This window comes from Geomicrobium sp. JSM 1781026, assembly GCF_041949955.1.
Classification (GTDB): Bacteria; Bacillota; Bacilli; order Bacillales; family Marinococcaceae; genus Geomicrobium_A.
The window spans coordinates 17025-43459 of record NZ_JBHFQF010000005.1 but is presented as its reverse complement, the minus strand read 5'-3'; the positions used below and the strand labels follow the sequence as shown (position 1 = coordinate 43459).

At 42.7% G+C, this 26435-nt stretch carries 20 protein-coding genes; 11 read left to right on the top strand and 9 right to left on the bottom strand.

Translation table 11 applies throughout. The features are described 5' to 3' along the window. Window positions 1-3 precede the first annotated feature (3 nt). Entirely contained in the window at window positions 4-1218 is a 1215-nt protein-coding gene (locus ACE1TF_RS09955) for an MFS transporter (protein ID WP_375016378.1), read from the bottom strand. A 103-nt stretch (window positions 1219-1321) separates the two neighbouring features. On the opposite strand from ACE1TF_RS09955, the gene ACE1TF_RS09950 reads away from it, so the two are divergent. Both ACE1TF_RS09950 and ACE1TF_RS09945 read left to right on the top strand, forming a co-directional pair. Continuing rightward, the gene (locus ACE1TF_RS09950) at window positions 1322-3082 is read left to right on the top strand and encodes an ABC transporter substrate-binding protein (protein ID WP_375016376.1); all 1761 of its coding nucleotides are present in this window, start codon (window positions 1322-1324) and stop codon (window positions 3080-3082) included. A 434-nt stretch (window positions 3083-3516) separates the two neighbouring features. Further along, window positions 3517-4215, top strand: coding sequence for a GOLPH3/VPS74 family protein (locus tag ACE1TF_RS09945; protein WP_375016374.1), 699 nt, complete (start codon window positions 3517-3519; stop codon window positions 4213-4215). Window positions 4216-4792: 577 nt separating this feature from the next. On the opposite strand, the gene hutH is transcribed toward ACE1TF_RS09945, so the two are convergent. The 6 genes from hutH to hutU form a co-directional block, all read right to left on the bottom strand. Next, window positions 4793-6301 (bottom strand): histidine ammonia-lyase, encoded by a 1509-nt coding sequence (gene hutH / locus ACE1TF_RS09940; protein ID WP_375016372.1) that lies wholly within the window; start codon window positions 6299-6301, stop codon window positions 4793-4795. A 97-nt stretch (window positions 6302-6398) separates the two neighbouring features. Beyond that, window positions 6399-6842 (bottom strand): histidine utilization transcription antiterminator HutP, encoded by a 444-nt coding sequence (hutP, locus tag ACE1TF_RS09935; protein WP_375016370.1) that lies wholly within the window; start codon window positions 6840-6842, stop codon window positions 6399-6401. 96 nt (window positions 6843-6938) lie between these two features. Beyond that, on the bottom strand, window positions 6939-8288 hold the full coding sequence (locus ACE1TF_RS09930; protein ID WP_375016368.1) for a YjiH family protein: 1350 nt from the start codon (window positions 8286-8288) through the stop codon (window positions 6939-6941). 51 nt (window positions 8289-8339) lie between these two features. Beyond that, window positions 8340-9332 (bottom strand): agmatinase family protein, encoded by a 993-nt coding sequence (locus tag ACE1TF_RS09925; protein WP_375016366.1) that lies wholly within the window; start codon window positions 9330-9332, stop codon window positions 8340-8342. Beyond that, window positions 9329-10603, bottom strand: a complete 1275-nt coding sequence (hutI, locus tag ACE1TF_RS09920; protein ID WP_375016364.1) for an imidazolonepropionase — start codon at window positions 10601-10603, stop codon at window positions 9329-9331. The genes ACE1TF_RS09925 and hutI overlap by 4 nt, the downstream gene beginning before the upstream one ends. Before the next feature lie 15 nt (window positions 10604-10618). Continuing rightward, a complete protein-coding gene (hutU, locus tag ACE1TF_RS09915) occupies window positions 10619-12277 on the bottom strand; it encodes a urocanate hydratase (protein WP_375016362.1) in 1659 nt (552 codons plus the stop codon). Window positions 12278-12528: 251 nt separating this feature from the next. Here hutU and ACE1TF_RS09910 point away from each other — a divergent pair, with 251 nt between their 5' ends. The 5 genes from ACE1TF_RS09910 to ACE1TF_RS09890 all read left to right on the top strand — a co-directional run bounded on the left by ACE1TF_RS09910 (window position 12529) and on the right by ACE1TF_RS09890 (window position 19260). Next, window positions 12529-13431: a DMT family transporter gene (locus ACE1TF_RS09910; RefSeq protein ID WP_375016360.1), complete on the top strand. Its 903-nt coding sequence runs from the start codon at window positions 12529-12531 to the stop codon at window positions 13429-13431. Between the two features lie 685 nt (window positions 13432-14116). Beyond that, a complete protein-coding gene (locus ACE1TF_RS09905) occupies window positions 14117-14947 on the top strand; it encodes a MerR family transcriptional regulator (protein ID WP_375016357.1) in 831 nt (276 codons plus the stop codon). A 46-nt stretch (window positions 14948-14993) separates the two neighbouring features. Then, the gene (locus ACE1TF_RS09900; RefSeq protein ID WP_375016355.1) at window positions 14994-15581 is read left to right on the top strand and encodes an NAD(P)H oxidoreductase; all 588 of its coding nucleotides are present in this window, start codon (window positions 14994-14996) and stop codon (window positions 15579-15581) included. 1790 nt (window positions 15582-17371) lie between these two features. After that, complete coding sequence (locus tag ACE1TF_RS09895; protein ID WP_193744782.1) at window positions 17372-17509, top strand: hypothetical protein; 138 nt, start codon at window positions 17372-17374, stop codon at window positions 17507-17509. Between the two features lie 158 nt (window positions 17510-17667). After that, window positions 17668-19260 (top strand): BCCT family transporter, encoded by a 1593-nt coding sequence (locus tag ACE1TF_RS09890; protein WP_375016353.1) that lies wholly within the window; start codon window positions 17668-17670, stop codon window positions 19258-19260. Between the two features lie 714 nt (window positions 19261-19974). On the opposite strand, the gene ACE1TF_RS09885 is transcribed toward ACE1TF_RS09890, so the two are convergent. Further along, entirely contained in the window at window positions 19975-21423 is a 1449-nt protein-coding gene (locus ACE1TF_RS09885) for a response regulator transcription factor (protein ID WP_042402884.1), read from the bottom strand. Between the two features lie 317 nt (window positions 21424-21740). Here ACE1TF_RS09885 and ahpC point away from each other — a divergent pair, with 317 nt between their 5' ends. Further along, window positions 21741-22304, top strand: coding sequence for an alkyl hydroperoxide reductase subunit C (gene ahpC, locus ACE1TF_RS09880; protein ID WP_042402881.1), 564 nt, complete (start codon window positions 21741-21743; stop codon window positions 22302-22304). Window positions 22305-22316: 12 nt separating this feature from the next. Then, window positions 22317-23858, top strand: a complete 1542-nt coding sequence (ahpF, locus tag ACE1TF_RS09875) for an alkyl hydroperoxide reductase subunit F (protein ID WP_042402878.1) — start codon at window positions 22317-22319, stop codon at window positions 23856-23858. 53 nt (window positions 23859-23911) lie between these two features. Here the strand turns inward: ahpF and ACE1TF_RS09870 are convergent, their stop codons facing one another. Next, window positions 23912-24652, bottom strand: coding sequence for an SDR family NAD(P)-dependent oxidoreductase (locus ACE1TF_RS09870; RefSeq protein WP_042402875.1), 741 nt, complete (start codon window positions 24650-24652; stop codon window positions 23912-23914). Window positions 24653-24770: 118 nt separating this feature from the next. On the opposite strand from ACE1TF_RS09870, the gene ACE1TF_RS09865 reads away from it, so the two are divergent. Both ACE1TF_RS09865 and ACE1TF_RS09860 read left to right on the top strand, forming a co-directional pair. Next, window positions 24771-25424: a TetR/AcrR family transcriptional regulator gene (locus ACE1TF_RS09865; RefSeq protein ID WP_238544759.1), complete on the top strand. Its 654-nt coding sequence runs from the start codon at window positions 24771-24773 to the stop codon at window positions 25422-25424. A 98-nt stretch (window positions 25425-25522) separates the two neighbouring features. Next, entirely contained in the window at window positions 25523-26416 is an 894-nt protein-coding gene (locus ACE1TF_RS09860) for a YitT family protein (protein WP_375016349.1), read from the top strand. Window positions 26417-26435 lie beyond the last annotated feature (19 nt).

Below are 26435 nucleotides of genomic sequence, written 5' to 3'. Positions count from 1 at the left end.
CGATTATGTTCGCTTTGTTTTGATCTTTTTTGCGGCGTATGCCCAAACACATGCGTATGCTAGGAATATTACACTTGCGATAAAGTAAACGATGGATAGTGATCCATCAAATGTCGAGAGCAGTAAATAAGATAATAAAGGACCTACCGCTGCACCAGTGTCTACCATAATGGTATGCCACATCATAAATTTCACCCTGTCCGTCTTTGAAGCCGCTTCTGTTGCAATGGTATCGACCGTGGTTGAAAAAAACGTCGAAATTAATTGAAATATAACGAGCAACAAAAGCAAGAGATACAGCTCACTCGTCCATCCAATTAAAAAGAAAACGATCGCTCCCCCCGATAGAGGCACAAATAATAAGTAGTGTGAGTGCTCCAGTCGGTCCATCCACTTTCCGACGAGCGGAGCAACAAAGGGGTCCCAACTCCAACGAACCGCTTGCAGAACGCCTGCAACGGTAGCCGCCCCAATCACAACCCCTAGTACGGTCAACTCCTCAATATAGTAGGTTTCAATTAGTGGGCTTAACGTGGATGCGAACAATCCCATAATCAAAAAACCCATACCGAGGCTCGTTAATAAAATGATTGTATGGTACGAGGTGAATGAAAATTTGTCATTTGTAACCGCCTGTTTTGAATCGTCATTCGTAATAAGTACGTTAGGAATTACTCGCCAAACAACCGGGATACACGCGGCAGCACATAAAGCAAACACCGTCGTGATCGGCATAATTGACATCTGGTCTGCAAGTAAACCCCCTGCCAGCATTCCAACAAGTCCACCAATCCCCCATAGACCGTTGTACATGCCAACGTGCTTTCCGCGATTATCATCAGAACTCACTTCAATTATGGTGAGGAACCCCCCCATTCTTAGCAATGACCAGGCAACACCCCAGAGCATTCTGGCAATAAACAGCACCCAGAAAATCGGAAACACTCCGTAGGAAAAGGTTGTGAGGCTTGCAAGAATCATCGCAATAAGTAAGCCTGTACGTAATGAAAAGCGCCGGTAAAACCAGGCAACCAGTGGGTTTAGTGGAAGACGAATTAAGCGATTAATGGAAAGCAAAAGCCCAATTTGCCATAAAGCCGTGAGCCCAAATTGTGAATAATATAATGGCAGTACAATAAATAGCATCGCATCTCCAAATAAAGCGATCGCAGTTATTAGTGCAACTTGGATAACACGTATTCGAGCAGATCCATTCATTTTATTCCCCTCCACATCTTTCACATATAATTCTAACTTTTTTAAAGAGGAATAAAAGTGTACACTCAATATATATCGAGTTCCCCTTTTAGGAGGTGAAGAGGTGCACCTGATTGAATATTACTTACGGTTATTAGATCAAATTAAAGAAGTAAATACTGTTGTTTCTATTCGGCTTCCACGTGTATCCTCAATCCTCTCTTGTACAGATCGCAATGCGAAGAAAGTACTTGCTAAACTGACAGATGCGGGGTGGATTACGTGGACTGCTGGTCGTGGACGTGGCAGAATCTCGTCCATTCGTTTACACATTAGCCGTAATGATTTTCTAATTGATCAAGCAAAACAAGTAGCCACATCACAAACGATTGATGATGCTCTTGGGTTTTTGCATCGCTTTTCTCTGCCTCATACCGAGTTACAGCAGTTTTTTGATTGGCTTATGACCGACATGACTCGAACTGAAGCAAGCATAAATACGACATCCAAAGACCAGATTATTCTTCCTTCTTACCGAAGCTTTACGAGCTTGAGTCCGTTACAAGTGCACCGTCGTTCTGAAAACCATGTCATGAAGCATCTTTATAACTGCCTCGTTCGTTATGATGAACGGACGGAGCAATTTTCACCTGACCTGGCACATCATTGGCACGCACAAAACAACAACAAGCAATGGACATTCTATTTACGCAAAGACGTTCAATTCCATTCAGGTAAAGAAATGACTGCCAAAGACGTTCAGGAAAGCCTCTTACAACACAAACGTATAAAAGAATCTCCTTATCATTGGGCATTTAAAGACATGGATACGATTGAAACGCTAAGCCGATATGTTGTGCGCATTACATTTGAATCTTCACAACCACACCTGCTTCATATTGCTGCGTCTCTCGGAGCTGCGATTACTCCCGTTGAACGATCGTCTCTGCCTGTAGGAACAGGGCCATTTGAAGTAACAAGCTTCACAGACAAAAAGTTCATCATGCACGCATTCTCAAAACACTTTCACACAAGGCCTCTGCTTGATATGGTTGGCATGTTTTTTTATCCTGAACTTTACAATTATCCTTCGGCACAACATTTTAACGAGAAAGATGTTCCGTTAAATTTCTATCATTACCCTTATTATGAACGTGTGGATGACCGGCTTGAAAGTTATGAAAAAGTGGACCGAGGAAGTAAACTTCTAACTTTAAATATGAACACAGGCACCTTAGCCAACGACGATCTTTTACGAGAAGCCATTTGTCATCTTCTTCCCGTCAGCTCATTACTTGAACGCTATCAAGGCAAACGGTTTTCAAAAGCTGAGCGAATGGTGCAAGAGTTTGAAAAAGACACATTCGCAAGAAGCGAAACACGAGGAGCTCGCTTGTTGCAACAAAGTAAATATAGCGGGGAAACGTTACAGCTTTACACGTATGCTGGAGCAGGAAATGAAGCAGATGCTCAACTCATCATTGATCACCTATTCAAGTATGGAATTCGTATGCGTTTACGAGTGTTGCCTTATGACCAGTTCCACCGTGAACATGCAGGAGCTGATTTACTACTTGGAGAAAACTTATTTCTTGAATCGCCGCTATTTACTTATATGATGGCTTTTCTAAGCAGTCAGAGCATATTAAACACTCATCTGCCTGAAGATATTCTTCATGACGTTAAACAAGCCTTGCAATCAACAGATGCACTAAACAAACTACTCCACATCGAACGCAACCTATTAAGTCAATACACGCATGTTCACCTTTATCGATTAACGCAATACGCATTTTACCCCAAGAATTTACATGGGGTGGAAATGAACACATTAGGTTGGGTCGATTATCGGAAGTTGTGGTATGACATCGGGGGATTTGAATAAAGGGTAGGCGGAGGTAATAATGAATACGAACGACTTATTCCGAGATATGGCTCTCACATCCATTATCGTTAGTGTCATCTATTCATTTTTGGGAGGTATATTTCACCATTTCCTAGCGATACATTCAGCAATCACAGATCATTCATTTGGAATAACCGTCATATTAACATTCTTTAGCATCACACTCATAACCATCTTCATTATAGCCCCTGCCCATTACTACTTGTCTCGTTTCGGAACATGGAAGGGACCAACAATTTTGTTTAGCTTAACCACCATGATTGTAATCGTCATTTCGTTAAACACAGGTTCCGGCACGTTGTTGTTTTATATATTTTTGCCAGTGGTATTTAGTGTTTTTTCTTTACTCTTAAAGTATTTTCTGAATCCTTCCAACAACTCGCAACGTATATAATTTAAAGGAGTGAATCGGAATGTTAACTTTAGCCGATATGTTAATGCTTACAGCGATTGATCCAGAAAAAGATCGGGTGTATGTTCGCAGTAGTTCTGCACTTCCATACGGATTGAGTGGGGCGTTGATCGCCGAGCTGATGTTGTCTGCAAATGTAGAATTGCAAAAGGATAAAGTTGTCGTTATTCATCCTGAACACGAAGATCCTGTTCTTCAAAAAACGTTGCAAATTATTGAAAACGATAAGCGTAAACGTTCAGCGAAAGATTGGGTGTACAAACTAACGACAGCTCATAAGAATTTGCCAAATGTGATGGCTTATCACCTCGAGGAACAATCGTATTTAGACGTGAAAGAACATAAATTCCTCTGGATTTTCCCTCACTATACGTATCATTTACGTGAAGAAAACAACATAACTGGACTGCGTGAAACGTTCAACACCGTCTTGCAAAAAGCGCAAGAAAAAACGCCGTTCAATCGTGAAGAAGAACGGCTCATCGTGTTGTTATCACTTATTGATGCAAGCAAGCTTCTTGGCATCGTCTATCCCGATAGTAAAGAAGAACGATCGGTTCGTAAACATCTGAAACAAGTGAACAAAGATTTACCTGTTTCTAAAGCAGTATACGAAACAATTATGGCCATTGAAGCGAGTGTCGTTATTGCCGTGACTGCTGCGTCAACGGCTGCAAACAGTTCCAATTCATCCAATTAGTGCTTAGAACTCCCGCCCTCTTCTCTAGGGGTGTTGAGAGGGATGAAGAATTGTTCGGTTTTTGCACGTAAAGATTTGGACCGTCCTGGAATGTGGCAGTTTAAATATGTTGAACTTTAGGTTAACCTCGAAAACAGTGTTGCTGGTTGATGTGGCGATTCAATTTCAGAGTAGAAGCGCGACATCAACTCTTTTGTGTTCGTTGTGCCTACTAGACCGGGGAGGAGCGGTTAAGCTTCCTCCGTTTTATGATGAAATTATTAAACTGTCACTACTTAAGAAAGAGAAATTATTTTTCCCCTTATCCTGAACGAGCAGAGCGGAATTATTTGGGTACGCTCTATGGACAGATTTTTGCGGATTTGCTTGCGTATGAGGTTAAAATCGCACCATAGACTTTGATATGGTGTGATTTCTAGTTTCTATGCTTTGATTTTCACTCATACACCTCATTATTTAAGCAAAATCCTACCATAAAACGTTCTATGGTAAGATTTCCCACCTTTATCTGTGGACAACCTTACGACCGGAAACGCCCCACCCCTTTCACCCCGAAAAAAGAGCGAACGTTCACAGTTTAGGAAACGACGGGCGTAACTTCCTCGCACATTCTCGTTTTCAGCCAATGGTCTAGCTGTTCGATATCTTTTGAAAAGATTCTGTCTTGCTCAATTGACGGAACCACTTTTCTTGCTTCGGTATAGAACTGTTTCGTCTTCTTCGCGAGGTTCTCACTGCCTCTGTATTCCGCAGCTTGCATGCCACAGATGGCCTCGATCGCTAATACTTTTCTCGCATTTTGGATAATTTGATACGCATGCCTAGAACCAATGGTCCCCATGCTCACATGATCTTCTTGGTTCGCTGACGATGGAATTGAATCCACGCTTGCTGGATGAGCCAGTGTCTTATTTTCAGAAACGAGGGAAGCAGCCGTATACTGAAGAATCATCGCCCCAGACTGAATTCCAGGTTGCGGGCTTAAAAATGCTGGTAAATCATTGAGCTGTGGATTCACTAACCGCTCAATTCTTCGTTCTGAAATGTTTGCGAGTTCTGCGACGGCAATCTTTAGGAAGTCCATAGCAAATGCAATGGGTTGACCGTGAAAATTCCCTCCGCTTATGATTTTTTCACCACCGTCAAAGATTAGTGGATTGTCGGTCGCTGCATTCATTTCGATTTCTAGCTTCTCTTTTACATACTTCAACGTTTGCCAAGATGCTCCGTGCACTTGCGGAATACAACGAATGGAGTATGCATCTTGCACTCGCAATTGACCCTGGCGTGTCGTCAATCGGCTTCCTTCAAGGTAGTCACGAATTCTCGCTGCAACATCAACTTGCTCCTCATATCCCCTTGCGATGTGTACGTCCTCATCAAAAGCGTCAATAATGCCTTGAAGTCCTTCGATCGTCAACGCACTCACAAGGTCCGCATACTGAGCCAAGTTCTCAGCTTCAAGGTATCCAATGACCCCCATTGCTGTCATCGCTTGCGTCCCGTTTATGAGCGCGAGACCCTCTTTTGCTCGTAGTGTGACCGGCTGAATGTTGTATTCGTCTAACACTTCCAGGGCAGGGCGGACTTCTCCCTTTACAAACACGTCTCCTTCTCCCATAAGCGCGAGTGCTAAATGAGCGAGGGGAGCAAGATCTCCACTTGCGCCGAGAGACCCTTGTTGTGGAACGACCGGTGAAAGGTTTGCGTTAATCATATCTTTTAACGTATGAACAATGACAGGGCGAACCCCAGAAACGCCTTTAAGAAGCGCATTGAGTCTAAGAATGAGCATCGCACGCCCGACAGGTTCTGGAAAAGGCTCTCCGACACCGCAAGCATGAGAATGAATTAAGTTGCGCTGCAGTGCCACGACGTCTTCTTTCGGTACGGGCACATCGCTTAACTTACCAAATCCCGTGTTAATGCCGTACACGACATCGCCATCCTCAACAATTCGTTCTACTGCTTCACGAGATGTTTTTACTTTCTCCAAGCTCAAGTCATCAATCTGAATACGTTCTTTATCAAACAAGATCTTTTTCATTTGTACGATCGTAAGTGAATGTCCATTTAATGTAATCATTAGACCGCTCCTTTTTTCAATATAAAAAAGGGACTATACAAAACCGTACGATGTACGGTTTCATATAGCCCCCTAGTGTCTATTGGCTGTGGGCCGTTTATATGTGGTTAATGCCAAGCCCAATCGTCTCATGCTCGGCGCCTTTTACCGGGGCTCCAATTGTCCCATAAAGAGATACGGCAATCCATTCCCCTTCTTCGGGTTCGTCATACGGTCGACCTCTCACGATGGAAAAGCTAAGACCAACCGTACGTAACATCGACCCTAGCTGGACTTGCCCTCTTGTAACCCCTTGCATCGCTTCAATAATCGCGTGATAAAGCGCATGCCCTTCTCGGTAAAGGTCTTTGTTAATGATCTTCTCATTCTTTGCTGCCGTTTCAATAGCGGCAACAACTTTATGTGTATCCATTGATCCAACTTTCCCTTTGCAAAACTGCCAGTTGGAAAGCTGCAATTGTTCTTCAATATGTGCACAATCCTCTTCTAATAGTAGCAAAAGCGCGGATTGTCCGATTCTTCCGTTTGTTTTTAAAGGCATCACAATCACTCACTAACATTGAACATTACACACGAACTATCAACTATTGACTGGTGTAATTGTTTTCATTGTATTTTTTTCCTTGTGAAAAGTCAATTAGAATACGATATGAGTAATCAAGGCGATAATCGGCATCGCTATGAGTGTACGGAGCACAAACAGAATGAGCATATCTTTTAGTGTGACCGGTACATCCACTTCCATTAAAAGCGGAATGACCGCTGAGAAAAACAATACTTGAGATAAGGAAAGAACAGCGATAAAGAACTTCGCTTCAACTGCGGCCTCAACGACAAACAACGCAGGCAAGAACATCTCTGCAATTCCAACGAGTGATGCCGGTGCTACGAGATGCGCATCCGGTATGCCTAACAACATGATGAGTGGTTCCATCGGCTTTCCAATCCATTGAAAAACAGGTGTATATTCTGCAATTAAAATGGCAGACAACCCGATAGATAGAATCGTAGGTAAGATTAGAATCGTTAATTTTCCACCATCTAGCAACCCACTAAACAGTTCTTTAAATAACTGATTAGATTCTTTTGCCCGGGCTGCACCGATCCGTAGTGCTGCCTTGAATAAGTTTCCTTCAGGTTGTTCTTCTTCCACCGGTTCACCCACAAACGTATCTGGTTTCCTAGAAAGAGGTGGAATCCGAACGAGAATCGCAGCCAGCACAATCATGACAAATGTGACACTTAAAAAGATAAGGGGAAACAGATGCAACAAATCCAATGTTGAAGCGACAACAGCAAAAAATCCAATGCTTACAGACGAAAAACACGTCACGATTATGATAGATTCTTTAGCGGAGTATCGGCTCTGGTTATACATTTTGTTCGTCACATAAATGCCGACTGAGTAGCTTGCTACAATGGATGCGACAATGTCTAACGACGCACGCCCTGGCACTTTGAAAAGGGGTCGCATAATCGGTTTTGATAATGTTCCGATAAATTCCAATCCGCCAAAAGCAACGAAAAGCGTGACAAAGAAAGCACCTAAAGGAACAATGACTGCTACAGATGACACAAGATTGTGATACATGAGCTGTCCAGTATTTGGCAAAAGCACCGCTTCTGGACCGATATTAAAGACGATCATAATCGCAAAAACAGCGCCGAGCAAACGAAAGATTAAAAACGGTATGCTCGTCCGAAAATACGAAAAATCACGACTCCATTCAGTATTCGAGCGCTCTTGAATAAAAGCGATTGTACTAAGTACAGCGCTCAACAAAATGATGAGCAATACGTAAAAGGCGACCATTTGCGGAAAGTGGTCTTGTATGCCAGACACAAAGACATCAAATGGAATGGTCCAAGCTCCGTCTACTTTTATTGGAAGCAAAAAGAAAAGAAAACCGATAATCATTGTGCTCCATAACTTCACGTAAGAAAGACGGTTATTCGCAGTTTCAACGGTTCTCGATGTTTGTTTCATCTTTCATCCCCCTGTATTCAACACAACAACCGGTGTAAATAAAAGAGGCAACTACGCCTCTTTTCTTTTGCTATATCCGGTAAGAAAACTGAGCATGGTGTGAACGGCCGCTTTAACGGTTTGTTCCCCAACATCTTTTCGAGGATCAAGACAAACAATGTCCATCGCCTTCACTCGTTGATGTTCACCTGCCAGTTGAACAGCTTCGAATAATTCTTCTGTATACATGCCACCTGGTGTGGCGGCGGGAGCTGCGGGTCCATGAACGATATCAAGCACGTCCATGTCGACCGTTAAATAGATGGTATCTACCTGCTTACTTAGTGTTTCCAATGCTTCTTGAATGACCGATCCAATGCCGGCTTTTCTCGTATTTTTCATCGTTATATAGTTAATGCCATGTTGATCTGCGTATATTTTTAAGTCCTTGGCGTTAAAGAAACCATGGAGACCAATGTTATGCACGTGCTTGCCTTCAATGACCCCGTTCTCAATTAAAAACCGGATGGGCGTCCCATTTGCAGGGCCGAGCTCATTCGGGTCTCGCAAGTCAAAATGGGTATCCAATTGCAAAATCCCGATTCGCTCATCAGGATGAGCATTTTTCCACCCTTTTACGAGCATCGCTGTAATGGAGTGGTCACCACCTAAGGACACAGGCAATGTATGTGGATGGTGTACTCTCATCGCTTCCATCGCTTGTGTAATGTTCTCGTGCGTTTGATGAATATCCGTCACATGCTGCTTGACGTCCCCTAAGTCAACGGCTTGAAGGGATGCAAGATCGACGTCTTCGTCCAAGTTGTACGTTTGGAACGATTTCCAAGCGGCGCGCATCGCTTCTGGGTTCTCGCTCGCTGCCGAAGTGCTAATGGATGACTTTGACAGAGGAACTCCGAGAATTGTTACGTCAACATCATTCAAATCTGTCGATTGTTCGACAGGTCGAATCCACTCGTTAACTTTTACGTCTTCGTTCGCCTCTGCTTTCTTTGTCCAAACTCTTTGTGGTCGGTCGAGCTGCGGGTACGGATAGCCACTCATGCTAATGAACCACCACGGACGAGAGTCTTGCCTTCTTTAACGACCGTATCGACATGATTCATGCCGTATTGATAGGATAAGGTCAAATAGTTCGGCACATCAAAGATCGTAACGTCGCCTTTCTTCCCAACTTCAAGGCTTCCTACTTTCTCCTCCATACCAATGGCATGTGCCGCATTGATCGTCGTTGCCGTCAACACTTCTTCAGGTGTCATCCCCATTTTTAAGCAGCCGAGATTCATAATAAATGGCAAAGAAATCGTCGGTGAGGAGCCTGGATTTTGATCTGTCGAAAGTGCTACGGGTAAACCTTTGTCAATCATCTTACGGCCATCGGCGAACTCTGCCATTAAGAAGAAGGCTGTTCCTGGTAGTAACACACCCACTACACCCGCTTCAGCCATTTGTTCAACTCCACGGTCGCTCGCTTTGAGTAAATGATCAGCGGAAATGGCACCCACTTCAGCAGCAAGTTCTGCGCCTTCATATGGCTCAATTTCATCTGCATGGATTTTCGGAATAAGGCCGTGCTTTTTCCCTGCTTCTAGAATTCGTCTTGACTGATCAGGCGTGAATACACCACGCTCACAAAACACATCATTAAATTGCGCAAGTTTCTCTTCAGCGACCACTGGCATCATTTCATCAATGACACGGTCCACAAATGCTTCTGGATTTTCTTTTTCATCCATCGGCACAGCATGTGCCCCCATGAACGTAGACACAATATCGATCGGATGATCCCCTTCAAGCTCTTTAGCGACACGCAATTGCTTAAGCTCATGTTCAAGTGTTAATCCGTACCCACTTTTCGCTTCAATTGTCGTCACACCGTGTAGCAAAAATTTGTTCAGGCGACGGTGCGACTGCTCGTATAATTCTTCTGAAGTCGCTTTTTGCGTCGCCCGTGTCGTCGCATGAATTCCGCCACCTGCGTTCATAATGTCCATATAACTTCTGCCTTCAAGCCTCATCGCGTATTCGTTTTCGCGTGTACCTGCATGAACGAGATGTGTATGCGGGTCAACAAGTCCAGGGGTAACCGTCTTTCCAGTGGCATCGATCACCTCTGCATTCTCAAGCTTTTCACTGTATTCTGCGCGAATGTCTTGATCCGTTCCTACCGCCAAAATGACACCATCTTCAATAAGCACACTGCCGTGTTCAATCATGCCTACTTCTGACATTCTCTCTTTTTTAGCAGGTTGTTCACTATGGCCTTTCATTGTCACCACTTGCGCAGCATTTGAAATATAAACGATTTTTGACATGTACAATCTTCCTTTCTATTGATCTAACATCGGAATGTTCATCTTATGTCTCTTCGCAGCGTCAATAGCCTCATCATAGCCAGCATCTACGTGTCGTACAATTCCCATTCCCGGATCTGTTGTAAGCACACGCTCAAGCCGAGCTTCTGCATCTTTCGTTCCATCAGCAACGATAACCATGCCTGCATGGAGGGAATACCCCATACCTACACCACCACCGTGGTGCACACTCACCCAACTAGCGCCACCGACACTATTAATCATCGCATTGAGGATTGGCCAGTCAGCGACTGCATCACTTCCGTCTTTCATCGCTTCTGTCTCACGGTTTGGTGAAGCAACCGAACCTGAGTCTAAGTGATCGCGTCCAATAACAACCGGTGCGCTTAATTCACCGTCTGCGACCATTTGGTTAATGATCTTCCCAAATTTCGCTCTTTCACCATACCCTAACCAGCAAATTCTAGATGGTAGTCCTTGGAAAGAAATCTTCTCTCTCGCCATGCGAATCCAATTACACAAGTGCTCGTTGTCACTAAATTCACGAAGAATCACTTCGTCAGTTTTATAAATGTCTTCCGGATCTCCTGACAAGGCGACCCAGCGGAAAGGTCCTTTTCCTTCGCAAAACTGTGGGCGAATATATGCGGGTACAAATCCTGGGAAGTCAAACGCATTTTCGACTCCTTCATCTTTCGCCACTTGTCGAATGTTGTTGCCATAATCAAACGTAATCGATCCTTTTTGCTGAAGAGTGAGCATCGCTTTTACGTGCTCAGCAATGCTTTTTCTTGATTGCTCTGTATAACTTTTTGGTGAGCGAGCGCGTAGTTCATCCGCCTCGTCTAGATTTAGACCTGTAGGTACATATCCGTTTAGCGGATCGTGAGAAGATGTTTGGTCTGTAAGGACTTCTGGTGTGAATCCTCGCTCAATGAATTCAGGTAGGATTTCTGCAGCATTCCCTAACAATCCAATCGACAATGCTTCTTTCTTTCCTTTCGCTTCTTCAGCCATACGTAATGCCTCATCAACTGACTCGGTGGAAACGTCCAAATACTTTGTATCTAACCGGCGCTGAATGCGATGTTGATCCACTTCAATGGCAATACATACGCCCCCATTAAGTGTTACCGCAAGCGGTTGTGCACCACCCATCCCACCAAGACCAGCGGTGACGGTAATTGTACCCGCGAGGCTGCCATCGTAATGTTGCTTCGCTAACTCACCAAACGTCTCGTACGTTCCTTGGACAATGCCTTGAGAACCAATATAAATCCAGCTCCCTGCTGTCATTTGTCCATACATCATGAGTCCTTTTTGATCAAGCTCATGAAAATGATCCCAATTCGCCCAAGCAGGTACGAGGTTGGAGTTGGCAATCAACACTTTTGGCGCGTCCTTATGTGTTTTGAATACGACTACTGGCTTACCCGATTGAACGAGTAATGTTTCATCATCATTTAATGTCTTTAAACTATCTACAATCGCATCGTAGCTTTCCCAGTTACGCGCTGCTTTTCCGATGCCACCATAGACGACCAAATCGTCAGGGTTTTCAGCAACATCTGGATGGAGATTGTTACTGAGCATGCGTAGTGCGGCTTCTTGAATCCACCCTTTTGTATGCAGTTCAGTGCCCTGATATTGTTTCACTTTCGTTTCTTCAGCCATTCAAATCTCCTCCTGCTGTCTTTTTCGTATTTGCTACATCGTATCAACTTGCACAATTGCATTACAGACAAGAATCTTTTGAATAAAGATAGTTATTTTCAATATTTTACGAGAAACCGTTTACAAAAAGATAACTATTTTATAAATGATATAATTTTTGGTTCAGAACCTATAATTACTTTGAAAAATTTTTATCTTCTTAATGTTTCGTGGTATGGTTGGAAGAAAAAAGAGGGGTAGGAAACAACTGTATGGCTAGAGGAAAAGCATACTTATATACCATTCTTGGTGCATCCGCCTGGGGATTAATTGGCGTTTTCGTATCCCCCCTGTATGATCGCGGATTCACGCCTTGGGAAGTCGTGGCGATTCGTGGCGTCTTCACATTTGTTTTCATGTTTTTATTAATGATATTATTTTTCCGAAAACACCTCGCTACAAAGTTTCGTGATCACCTTGTGTTTGCAGGTGCAGGCATCATTAGCATCGCTTTTTTTAATTACTTTTACTTTGAAGTGTTCGCTCAATCTGGCATTTCACTCGCTGTCACGCTGCTTTATACTGGGCCTTTATTTGTTACCATCTTATCGAGAATTTTCTTCAAAGAGGCTCTCACAAAAACAAAGATGATTGCGCTTGGTCTCGCTGTCATTGGCTGTGCCTTCGTTGTGGAGCTGCTCCCTTATGGTTCCTCAAGCTTGCCACTATCTGTTGTTGGCATGGGCATTCTTTCAGGATTCTTTTACGCATTGTATAGCATCTTTACAAAACCGATTACCGACCGCTACTCACCACTCACCATCACGACGTATACGTTCTTATACACAAGTGTGTTTATGCTAATTGCAAGTGACGTGACCGCTAAAGTGGGGTTATTTACATATCCAGACGTGCTCGTTTCTAGCGTACTGCTCGCCCTCGTTTCAACCGTTGCCGGATATGTTTTTTATACAACCGGATTGAAACATCTTGAAGCGAGTAAAGCATCCATTCTCGCTACCATTGAGCCAATCGTTGCTGTAATAACCGGAGTGCTCGTTCTGAATGATACATTGGCGGTCTGGCAAGGCGTTGGCATCATTAGCGTGCTATTCTCAGCAGTTCTAGTGACGAGAAGGAGAAGAAGCAGGCAGCATTCTGCTCGAGTCGTATAGAAGATCGCATCTCCATTCTCTTTCGCTGAAGTTGTTTTGAAAACAGTTGATTGCGTGCTTGTTCATTAGTACTTTGTTAAAAACGGGTGTTTTCTAAGGAGACAATTTGAAATTAATAATGCTGGTTTTCTTTTTTGGTGCATCTACTGTGAACGAAGGTACGAACAGAGGAGCTTGTAGGTTATCGCTCCCTCACGTAGTCAATTAGACACTTACGAATTGACGAGCAGCGTCTTTTGCTGTTCGATTGAGACCGTTCGTGAAGTCGCCCCATGAGGTGTATGTTTCATCTTTGTCTCCTTCTCATATCTGGTTTCTTTCGAAACAGTTCTTTACAGAATTATATAGAGTGTCATAAAAGTACGCCGATAATTCATGGAGGTCTATATGGCAAATATATTACTTTTAATAACTTTAACTACTCTAAGTTTGTTGCTAGGAAACATCATAGTATCTAACATCGTAAAGGATTACATCCCTAGAAAAAAATTAAAATTCGTAAATGCTCATATACTACTAATACCAATAATACCCATATTTTGGCTTTTTATTTTAGTTTCTGATATAAGCCCTTTATTTGCTATTATAATAACTACGATTCTGTACTGTTATATGCATTTTCACTGTACGGTTATTTAAAATATCGCCATAAAAAGAGATAGAAGTTTTTCAAAGGGGTGTTTTTATGGAAACAGAAAGAACATACAAAATTGGGGAAATCGCATCTATGTTTAATATCCCAAAACAAACATTGCGTTATTACGATAGATTAGGTGTAATCAAACCTTCTTTCGTAAATGAAGAAAATGGCTACCGGTATTATTCAATTGAAGAAACAAGGAAATTACACAGCTTAAACCTATTGAAAAGAATGGGTGGCAGCGTAAATGAGATAAGTGATCTATTTTCTAAAGAAGGCACCATACCTGAATTGAAAGAGAACTATAGCAAACTCATTGAAAAAATTGATGATGAAGTAAAGCATTTATTCTTACTTAAGAACAGTATTCAAAACAAATTAAGCGATTTAGATCAACTTAACCAACAGCGTAACCAATTCGACATTCAACAGCGCGAGGAAACAGTAGTTTGTGTAAAGCCTGTGCAGATTCGTTCTGCAGAAGATCAAGAAACAGAATGTTATCGTGCGTTTCTACCGATTGCTTCTGATGTTGATTTTATTAATACACGAACAGGATTTATTTTAGAGAAAAATAATTTCTTGAACAATGAGTCCTACGCAACGTTTTTTATCATTGAAGGATGTTCGCCAATTGAAGGCTACCATGAGCACGTTATAAGAAAAGGAACATACTTAACGTTAACCATTGAAGATGATTATTCGAAAAGCTTTGCGTATTACGATTTATTAAGAGAACACATCCTCAAGAATGAAATTGAGGTACAAGGCGACATTTATGAGTTTTCTCATGAGCATCTCCCCCACGTTTCAAAGAGTTATGCGATTTGGCAACTAATGGTCGAGGTGAATCCGTTGACCCTACAATCACTGTAGGGTTTATGGTTAAATCATCAAATTAAAAAAGGATGGTTTTATTCTCATGAGAATTCGATTAATTGTTGCTCACCCAAGAAAAGAAGCATTGACGATGAAAGTTGCGGAGCGTTTTATTAATGGCGCAAAAGAAAAGGGCCATATCGTTGACGTGGTTGATTTATATAGAGAGGAATTTAACCCCGTTCTGTTCGAGAAAGATGAACCAGATTTTGAATCCAAAAACAATGTGTACTCTGAGACAGTCATGAAAGAAGTCAAACATATAGAAGAAAGTGATGCCCTCGTCTTCATTTTTCCAATCTGGTGGTACGGGATGCCCGCGATTATGAAGGGGTATGTCGATCGCGTGATTAATTATGGGGTGGCATATGGCCAAGGAAAAGACGGCATTGTTGATAAGGTACGATTTATTGGTCTAGGAGGCGTCGATCGAAACTTCTATAAAGAGCAAGAATTCACATCCGCGATTAACATCCAATTAAACAGAGGCATCAGCAACTACTTTGGCATTCAAGATACGGAGACCCACTTGTTCTTAAACACATTCGCAGAAGGCATTGACCAAAAAGAGATTAAGAACTATTACAACACATTCTTAGATGACGCTTATCAGATCGGACACGACCTTTAAAGAGGAAATAGGAAAGAGACTATTCTTGTTTTACTCGAGACAAAATGGATTTAGAAATACCTTTGTATTAAGGATCAACAATAGCAAAAGCATATGAGTGTCCATTAAATATCGTTCTATTTCTTTATAGTGAAGAAGAAATAGAGCATAAAGACGAGACTATTTTTTGAAGTCACAGTATAAAATTACACAACCCGTCATGTTCGCTTCCACATCGAGCTGAGCGAGCGATGCTAGCGAGTCCTTCCGACATCCAAGTGTACGAAGAAGCTTGATTTTACTCTCTCCCGAAGTTGAGGTGGTTTTTGCTCACATAAACCTCTAGCTGCATTAAATTTGGGAATGATTAGGAGATCCGCGATCTAGATCACGTCCAAAATGGTCTAGATCACGGTAAAAGGACTGTTTTTCTCATATATAGGGGATCTAGATCATATTCATGGTGATCTAGATCATTTTTCACTGCTTTGAACACCTGCGGTGCTAATGAATGCTCAATATTGGTAACTTTTAGGAGATTGGTGGTCTATATAGAATGAACTAAACATTTTCCTCGTTGCGTAGTCTGTTGTTGCTTTCCACTGCAGGCGGATGCTTGTACTCCGGAGTATAAGTGCGACATCACCTCACCCGGCGCTGCCGCTTGTGTTCGCTGTGTCTACTTGACCGCGGAGGACCGGCCGAGCCTCCTCGGTCTAACGACCTGCGGGGTCTCGTCTCGGCCCAACTTCTACAGGCGTCACCGCCTTTCGTTCCAAGCAACGGTACTGAATAGACGACGTCGCTGAACTGGGGTTGCTCAATATTGGCATTCAACTCGATCCGTACACTTTGGAGGCCAATAGCAGTAGATACTCATCTTTTCTACGTCTATTGAAACCGATGATGATCGATCTCAAAGTCGATGAACTTTAGGCTTTAACGGTTGGTATACCATTCGTTTGTGAAGAAATTCTTTAGTTCAACTTATATAGATCACGGTTAAAAGGTCGATTCCCACAAATACTTGACGATCTTTATAGAATGAACTTAGCATTTTATTGATTTGCACTGTTGGGTGGAACGGGTAGCGCGGTGCTGGGTGCCATTTTGCACTTTTCACCAAACTCCTGCGTAGATTCCATGCTGAAGTGCCAACGACACGTCGGCCCCAGCGGGGGCCGAAACGAAACCGCACTTGGTTCGGCGCGGCTCGCGCCGACGTCTTGTAGGTACTTCAGGGCGGGGATGTACACATGACCTGGTGATCTGTTACCTAATTTATGAGAATACATCGCTTTTCCTGCGATTTTCCCCAACTTGAGAACCGTTCGGTCGCAACTCGAGCACAGTCTTCACTTTACCAAGCTTACCATTGGTTCTTGAAGAAAATCTTTAGTTCAACTTATATAGATCGCTTTAGATCACCGCAGTTCACCTCACACTGGGCGAACTATGAAGAACTTCAACCCTGTTTATTTATATAAACCTCAAGATTTATATAGAAACAACATCTAAACATTTCAACAGCCTGAGGGATGTTCTCAAATGAGACATCCTTTTTTTATGCTGTTAAAAAGGACAAACCCTTTTGTTGAGCCATGACAAGCGCTTCGCCCAAGTTCCTCATCTCTCCTAGTTAATCCAGCATCATATATCAAATTTCGGCACTGTTCTCCCGACAAAAATTTGGACAACCTTTAGTATTTCATGTCAACTTCTTAAACTATAATAAAAATTCGTAAAGTGGAAATAATAAACGTAACAAGTACAAATTCATTTTAGCTAACCTTTAGGAAGGGGTTTACGTTATGACCATTCAAGTGATCCTGTCTGTTGAACTGCTGGAACTTGTCCTTTGGTATATGCTCGTTCGAATGAGTCGTGCTCCTCTGATTCGTCGCACGTCCCACCACCTTCCGACACTTAACCATGTAACTGATCGCTAGGTGAATTGGAACAGAAATCCGGACCTATACGTATAGGTCCGGATTTTGCCGTTAATCTACAGAACGCCGCTATGCTTACCCGTAAACTGCCCCTATACATGAACCCGATGAAAAATGTACAAACTGGGGGTAGCTACGTTGTAAAGGAGAAACGACACATGAAAACAGCCTATGGCCGCATACAGCCTGTGTTCTATTGGGCGGTTGGCATCTTACTTATCGTGATTTTATCGGCAGTGGCTATACCTAACCAATTAGAACAAATGACTTCAACTGTACAAGCATTTATTTCAAATTCTTTTGGTTGGTACTACTTAATCGCTGTCACGTTTTTTGCTTTAATATGCTTATTTATTATCGTTAGTCCATATGGAAAGATCAAACTTGGAAAAGATGATGAAAAACCTGAGTACGGATACTTATCTTGGTTTGCGATGTTGTTTAGCGCAGGGATGGGGATTGGGCTTGTTTTCTTCGGAGCGGCAGAGCCGATGTCACATTTTGCGATTAACTCCCCGACCGTCGAAGAAGGTACCATTGAAGCTGCACAAGAGTCGATGCGCTTCGTATTTTTCCATTACGGTATCCATGCTTGGGGCATTTATGCCATTATCGCTGTGTGCCTTGCCTATTTTAACTTTCGTAAAGGAAAACCCGGATTAATCAGTGGTACACTATCCCCTCTTATGAACATAAGTGGAATTACTGGTAAAGTCATTGATACGTTTGCTCTCGTCGCGACGGTAACAGGGATTGTTACGAGTTTAGGATTTGGAGCTGTACAAATGAATGGCGGTCTTTCCTATTTAACGGATGTGCCGATCACATTTTGGATCCAGGCCATCATCATTATTATTGTGACCGTACTCTTTCTAACATCGGCAATGACTGGGCTTAATAAAGGAATTCGTTTATTAAGTAACTTTAATATGATTCTTGCCCTTCTCTTGCTCATCTTTATTGCAACATTTGGCGCCACGATGTATTCATTAAATCTATTCACGAATACACTCGGGACCTATATACAATCGTTGCCCGAACTTAGCTTCCGTATCGCACCCGGTAGTCCAGAGGCGAGAGAATGGATCAATGACTGGACGATCTTCTATTGGGCATGGTGGATTGCGTGGTCCCCGTATGTAGGCACTTTTATTGCCCGTGTTTCACGAGGAAGAACACTCCGGGAGTTCACCATTGCCGTTTTAATCGTGCCTTCAATTGTTGGTTTTATTTGGTTCTCCTTCGTCGGCGGCACTGCTATGTCACTCGAATTTAATGATGTTATCAACTTGAGTGTCTTAACAGATGAAGAAATGCTCTTCGGTATGCTGAGTACGATGCCGGTCAGTACACTCACTTCCATCGTATCCATCATTCTTATCGCCGTTTTTTTCATTACTTCAGCAGACTCTGCCACCTTCGTTTTAGGCATGCATTCTACAAATGGCTCAAATAATCCGCCAAACCGTATCAAATTTGTATGGGGACTTGTACTGTCCGTTACCGCCATGGCATTACTATACAGCGGTGGATTACAAGCTGTGCAAAACGTCATGATCATTGCAGCGTTTCCGTTCTCGATCATTTTGCTTTTGATGGTGTTTTCATTAATAAAGTCTCTGCGCTTTGAAAGAACACGAACAGACGCGAAACAACGAAAAGAGCAGCGAGAATTACGCCAATCAAAAAAGCAACAAGATAAACGAACGAATCGGAAGTTCATCTTAAGAAAAGACAACACAGACGAGTGAATGTTCGTGTTGAGATCAGGACCAATATAGGATGAACTTAGCATTTTCCTGATTGCACAGTTTGTTGTTGCTTTCCATTACAGGCGGATGATTGTACTCCAGAGCACAAGGGTAACATCGGTGGTCAAATGACAACCACCGTGTTTTCTATGTAGTCCAGACTACAAGTGCAACATCGGTGGTCAAAGTACGCCCACCGTGTTTTCTATGTACTCCCGCAACACGATTCACATTTCTGCCTACTGGCCAGGGTATGGAAAGAAGCCCAAATGCCCCTTATCTTCATAAATGTGACACTTGAGAATGAAAAATCATCATTTTAAACGTGGATGCGCACATAAACGGAGTCAACGGTCACATATCGCGATCTATGTGACCGTTGAGGACCAAAAGCGCACGGTTAGAGGGCTGGATTGTCACAAACGTGTCAGGAGATCACACGCTTGCGTCAGGTGATGACCAGCGGTCACGTCCTTTTACCATTCAGTAAACGTCTTCTGTGTTTTCCACAACCCTTGCAGTAATGAACAACGATCGACATCGAAGTGAGATGAACTCCAACAGACGATCGGTAGGCGTTTGCCTGTAAAGACCGCTCTCGGTCATCGAATTACGTGAAATTCTTTCGTTCAACTTATATAGTCACGGGAGATGGTGCTCTTTGCTGAGAGTCATCTCCCGCTGAGCAACCGTTTCTTGTGAAGTGGATGATCGCTACGTTGTTTTCCGAAATTCTCGGGGAGTTTTCCCGATGTTCTCCTTAAACACCCGACTGAAATAGTTCGCTTGGTGAAAGCCAGCGGCTTCTGCTATTTCTGAAATACTAAGGTCGGTGCTGAGTAACTTTTCTTTAGCATAAGTAATTCTGTAATTCAAAACGATTTCAGAAAAGGACCGGCCGTATTGTTTGGATAGCAAGTCGCTTACATACGCGGAGCTTAACTGAACTTGATCTGCGACTTGACTTAAAGTAAGCGTCTTGTTTCTGTATTCTTTTCGAATAAAGGCCAGTGCATGATCAACCGCATCTCGGTGACTCACTGGCGTATTGTTAACGGTCTCAACGAGTCGAACGATAAATAGAATCATTTCCTGGACAATTCGAAAAAGGTTGGATCCATATAAAATATGATCAAAAGTGCTTTTATAATGCTTTTCATACTTATCATCGGTCATTTGACTTTTTAACATGTAGCGACGAACTTGCGCCAAAATACTCGTCAACCTCGTTCGCAACAATCCGGGTTCGGGATAGGGACTCGTAAATGCAAAAAACTCCGTTCTAAGCCATCGTCGAATTCGGTGACGATCGCCCTCACTTAACATGTCGATCCATTCGTTTTGTTCTTTAACGGATAGAAAAGGATCAAAATCACGCCAAGTCCCTACATCTTTTGTCTCAAATACTTGGTTATACCCTGTGAAAAACGTAAGTTCCATCGCTTGAATTAAATCGATATAAATCTCTTGCAATGACTGATCTTGTTGTCTTGTATGAACTCCGATGGCCATTGGCGTATGTGAAACGTACGACCATTCGTATAGTAACGTTCTTGCTCGCTCCACTTCGTCATGAAAATGTGAGCCAAATACGAGCACAATTCGATCACTCGTCGACAATACTTGAGGCCGAACGGAAAACGGATATTGCTTCACAAATGATCGTAAATGAGGCAAGTCTTTTAAATCTTCAACTTCTAATAAAAAGACAGGGTAGGAAAATGCTTCATCACTTTTGATAAATAACGATTCGTAATCGACATACGAAACGGTACGTTCTTCCACGTCATTCTGGTTTGACAGTTTGCGAAACGCCGACTGCATATCATGGCGAATCATAGATAGCGATAACGGTTTCATCCAAAGGTTAATCGCTTCAAGTTCTAATGCTTGCATCGCTTTTTGGAACGTCGGTTCCGCTGTAATGACGATCACTTGGCTAACTCTTTGTATAAATGGGCGAATCACTTCCCATTTATCCGCTGGAATCATATCTAGCTCGATGCAGACAATGTCGGGAATTTGCGTTTCGACTAGATCTACGAAACTAGAGAGCGTATGACATGTACTGATCGTATGGACAGGAAACGCGTTATTTTTGATGAGCCATTGGAGCCCTTCAGCTTCTTGTTGATCTCGGTCAGCGATGACAATTTGATACACCTTCGTCCGCCCCCAACTTTGTATTGTTTAGAATTGAGAATAATTATAACTCAGATGAGAATTATTGAAATGTTCTATACAACAATTATATCATCATTACTTTTTGAAAATCGAAAAAAATATTTTCAATTTTTTTCCTTCACCCTTTTATCATTTGAAAATACTTATTTTTTCCCTTAAAATACGGGATGTGTTTCATTTTCAACACAGCTCATCGATTCCATTAATAGATTTCTTGACAAATGAAATATGTATATTAATAATGAGTATGTGTTAATAATAATTATCAACAAAGGATATCAGGAGGATGTTGTTACATGTCACTTATCGGAAAAGAAGTACAACCTTTCACAGCCCAAGCTTACAAGAATGGTGAATTCATCGAGGTTACCGATGAAAACCTTAAAGGTCAATGGAGCGTTGTTTGCTTCTATCCTGCAGACTTTAGCTTCGTTTGCCCAACTGAACTTGAAGATCTCCAAAATCAATATGCAGCACTAAAAGAACTCGGTACAGAAGTTTATTCTGTATCTACAGATACTCATTTCGTCCACAAAGGTTGGCACGATGCATCTGAGAAGATCAACAAGATTACGTATGCGATGATCGGTGATCCTTCTCAACAAATTTCTCGTGACTTCCAGGTTCTTAATGAAGCTTCCGGTCTTGCAGATCGTGGAACGTTCATCATTGACCCAGATGGCATTGTTCAAACTGTAGAAATTAGTGCAGACGGCATCGGCCGTGACGCAAGTACGCTTGTGAACAAAATTAAAGCTGCACAGTACGTTCGTAACAATCCAGGTGAAGTATGCCCAGCTAACTGGGAAGAAGGTTCTGAAACATTAAAGCCAAGCCTTGACCTTGTCGGCAAAATTTAAGGGGTGTAATTAATGGTTCTTGAAGCAGAGATTAAAAACCAATTAAACCAATACATGCAGTTATTGGAACAAGACATTGTCATTAAAGTGAATGCCGCTGATGACGATACGTCAAAGGATATGGTTGCACTACTCGATGAGTTGTCTTCGATGTCTACAAAGATCACTGTGGAAAAGGCCGCCCTATCAAGAACACCTAGTTTTTCTGTGAATCGAATTGGAGAAGACACCGGTGTAACATTCGCCGGTGTTCCTTTAGGTCATGAATTCACATCACTCGTTCTTGCGCTTTTACAAGTAAGCGGTCGGCCGCCGAAAGTTGAAGATAAGGTGATTGAGCAAATTCAAAACCTTAAAGGCGAATTCCACTTTGAATCGTACGTAAGCCTCTCTTGCCATAACTGTCCAGAGGTCGTTCAGGCGTTAAACTTAATGAGTGTGCTGAACCCAAACATCACACACACCATGATTGACGGCGCGGCATTTAAAGAAGAAGCAGAATCTAACGATATCATGGCTGTTCCAACAGTGATGATGAATGGTGAAACGTTTGGTAGCGGTCGAATGACACTCGACGAAATACTCAACCAAATGGGCAGTGGCGCTGACGCATCTGAGTTTGATGAGCGGGATCCTTTTGATGTGCTCGTTGTTGGTGGCGGACCATCGGGAACAAGCGCAGCGATCTATGCTGCTCGAAAAGGGATTCGCACAGGCATTGTCGCAGAACGATTTGGCGGCCAAGTGCTTGATACGTTGAGTATTGAGAACTTTATTAGTGTGAAGAAAACGGAAGGTCCTCAATTCGCTGCGAGTCTCGAAGAACATGCAAAAGAATATGACATCGACATCATGAACTTGCAAAGTGTCAGTGATATTCGCAAAAACGAGCTGTTTGAAGTTGAATTGGAGAACGGCGGTGTACTGAAGAGTAAAACCGTTATCGTTTCCACCGGTGCACGTTGGCGCCAGCTTGGCGTACCGGGAGAAGACGCGTTCAAAAACAAAGGTGTGGCGTATTGCCCACATTGTGATGGGCCTATCTTTGAAGGTAAAGACGTTGCTGTCGTTGGCGGTGGAAATTCCGGTGTTGAAGCAGCGATTGACTTAGCAGGTATCGTAAATCATGTTACTGTCATCGAATACGGTCCAACGTTGAAGGCGGACGAAGTGTTGCAACAACGCATTGAAACGCTTCCAAACGTTGATGTAATTACAAATGCCAAGACGACTGAAATTACCGGTGATGATCATGTGAACGGCATCACTTATCTTGACCAATCGACAGGTGAAGAAAAGAACGTCGCCCTGCAAGGGGTCTTCGTGCAAATCGGGTTAATTCCAAATACCGATTGGCTCGACGGTTTCGCGGATCGCAATCGAATGGGTGAAATCATTACGAACAAATCTGGCGCAACGAACGTCCCTGGGCTTTTTGCTTCTGGTGACTGCACAGATGTACCTTACAATCAAATTATCATATCAATGGGACAAGGAGCGAATGCCTCCCTTGCCGCTTTTGATCACCTGATCCGTAGCGCAGTTCCTGTTTAAAGCGCAAAACCCTTGGTCATTGGACCAAGGGTTTTCTATTGCTAAACGGATGATTACTTGGCGGTGACACCACCATCAACAGGAAGCTCGATCCCTGTAATATGGCTCGCTTCATCGGAAGCTAAGAAAAGAACAGCGTTTGTCACTTCTTCTGAATTGCCAAGCTCGGGTAAAGCGACTTGCGTCAAGAAATAATCTTTATATTGTTCCATAGACGGCGCACTCATTGGTGTCACGATATACCCCGGGTGCACAGAGTTTACACGGATATTTTGCTTACCGTAATCGACCGCTGCCGCTTTTGTAATGGACCGAACCGCACCTTTAGAAGCGGTATATGCACCTGCGCCAGCCATCCCTGTGAGTGCGGAAATCGAGGAAATATTGACGATGGAACCCCCGTGTTCTTGCATAAGCGGAATTGCCTGTTGCATCCCAAACATAACTCCATTAATGTTAATTCCATACGTCCGTGCCCAGTCTTCTTCCGTTTGCTCTTCAAAAGGCGTTGCCAACGAAATGCCAGCATTATTTACGAGAATATCCAACCGGCCGTAACGTTTCTTAACATCCGCCATAATTTGTTGCCAGTCGTCATGTGAAGCGACGTTATGTTTATAGAATACCGCCTGGCCACCAGACTCAGTAATTTGTGTAACGACGTTCTTTACAGCTTCTTCATTGATGTCTGTTGCGACAACGGTTGCTCCTTCTTTAGCAAACCGTAACGCTTCTGCTTCTCCCATACCACTACCTGCACCTGTGATTAGCGCGATTTTATTAGGTAATCTCATCTTTAAGAGCCTCCTGTTTTATAAAAAATGATAGTCCGACTATCATTTTAAGTGTACAATGTCGAACGTACATCTGCAATTTGTACGTCTTCTTATTTTGCATGAAAGGACCATTTTTATGACATCGATTGGAAAGCGACAGCAAAACAAAACGAAGCGTTATGAGAGCATTGTTCAAACCGCTGAACAACTTTTTTTAGAGAAAGGGTTAGAACGGGTGCAAATGCAAGAAATTGCTGACTTTGAAGGGGTTGGGATTGCAACGTTATTTCGCTATTTCCCGAAAAAAGATCGGCTGATCGTAGCTGTAGCCATCTACAACTTGGAGAAACACATCCATTCATTTACAGAAATTGTGAACAAATCGACAACCGCATTCGAACGATTACAAGAAATCTTTGATCTACTAACGATTGGAGATGACGATACGTTAAATCAAAGTGCAACCTTTCGCGAAGCCTTTGAAAGTTATGCTTCATTTGCCGTTCAGGAACTCGATACGATGAGTGACTATATTGCCACGCAAAAGCAAATCGCGGATTTAGTCATGATCATCATTGCCGACGGTGAGCGCGACGGTTCACTGAGAACAGACGTACCTTTGAAAGAGACGATTATTACCGCCATCAATAGCTATGGGACGTTTGGAAGTAACATTACATTAAAATCCCCCATTACGTACTTAGAAGAAGACATTGCGCCACACAAGCAACAGCTCATATTAAAAGAGATGATACTCACATACGTAAAAAATGATGATGTTTCGTTCTAACTGGCTTAGCTAGTCCCCATTTTCCATGTGTTATTCTCCGGATTACTGGGAAACATAGGAAGTGCTCGATCATGCACAAGAAATAGGTAGGTGTTTTCATGAGAAATTATGCATTACTCGTTATTGGAATCTTATTTTTCTCGCTATCGGTGACGCTATTCGCGATGCCGAACAATTTAGCTGAGGGCGGTGTTCCCGGCCTTGCACTATTGTTATACCATGGGTTTGAGATTTCTCCTTCTCTCGTTACATTTATCGTAAACGCCGTTACACTTGCCATCGGTTATCGGTATTTACCCCGAGATATGATTATAAAATCACTCGTCACCATCCCGCTGTTTTCATTGTTCATTTTTATCTTTGAAGGAATGGGACAAGGAATTCCTGATCCGTTACTCGCCGCCTTATTCACCGGATTGTTCTCAGGAATTGGTTTTGGTTTTATCTTTCGTTCAGGTAGTACAACCGGTGGTACGTCAACGATTGCACGTATGCTCAACTATAAATTTGGTTGGGAGTTGACCGGAACGAATTTCGTCTTAGACGCGATCATCGTGCTGACAGGTGTTTTTATCATTGGTCCACTCATGACGATGTATACCGTACTTGCATTGTTTGTCGGTAAAAAAGTTACAGATTACGTACTCGAAGGTTTCGAATCAAAAAAAGTCGTCCATATTTTCACACCAAAAACAGTCGAAGTGTCAGAAGCCATCCGACTCAGTCTTGGTGCCCACACAACGATTCTTCAAGGACTGAACGACAAAGAAAATTCTGAGGAAAATTTAATTTATGTTGCGATTCCTAAGCAACGTCTGTTTTACTTAAAGAAAATTGTTCGTCAAGTCGATGAAAATGCGTTTACCGTCGTGCATACAGTCAAAGATGTTTCAGGAGGAAGTTTCGCAGAAGCCCATGATCCTGCTCAAAAAACCTTCCACAATGAAGAGAACGAACAAGAATATTATGAAAAACAAGCAGACCCTTCATAAGTCGCTTGTCATGTTTGGA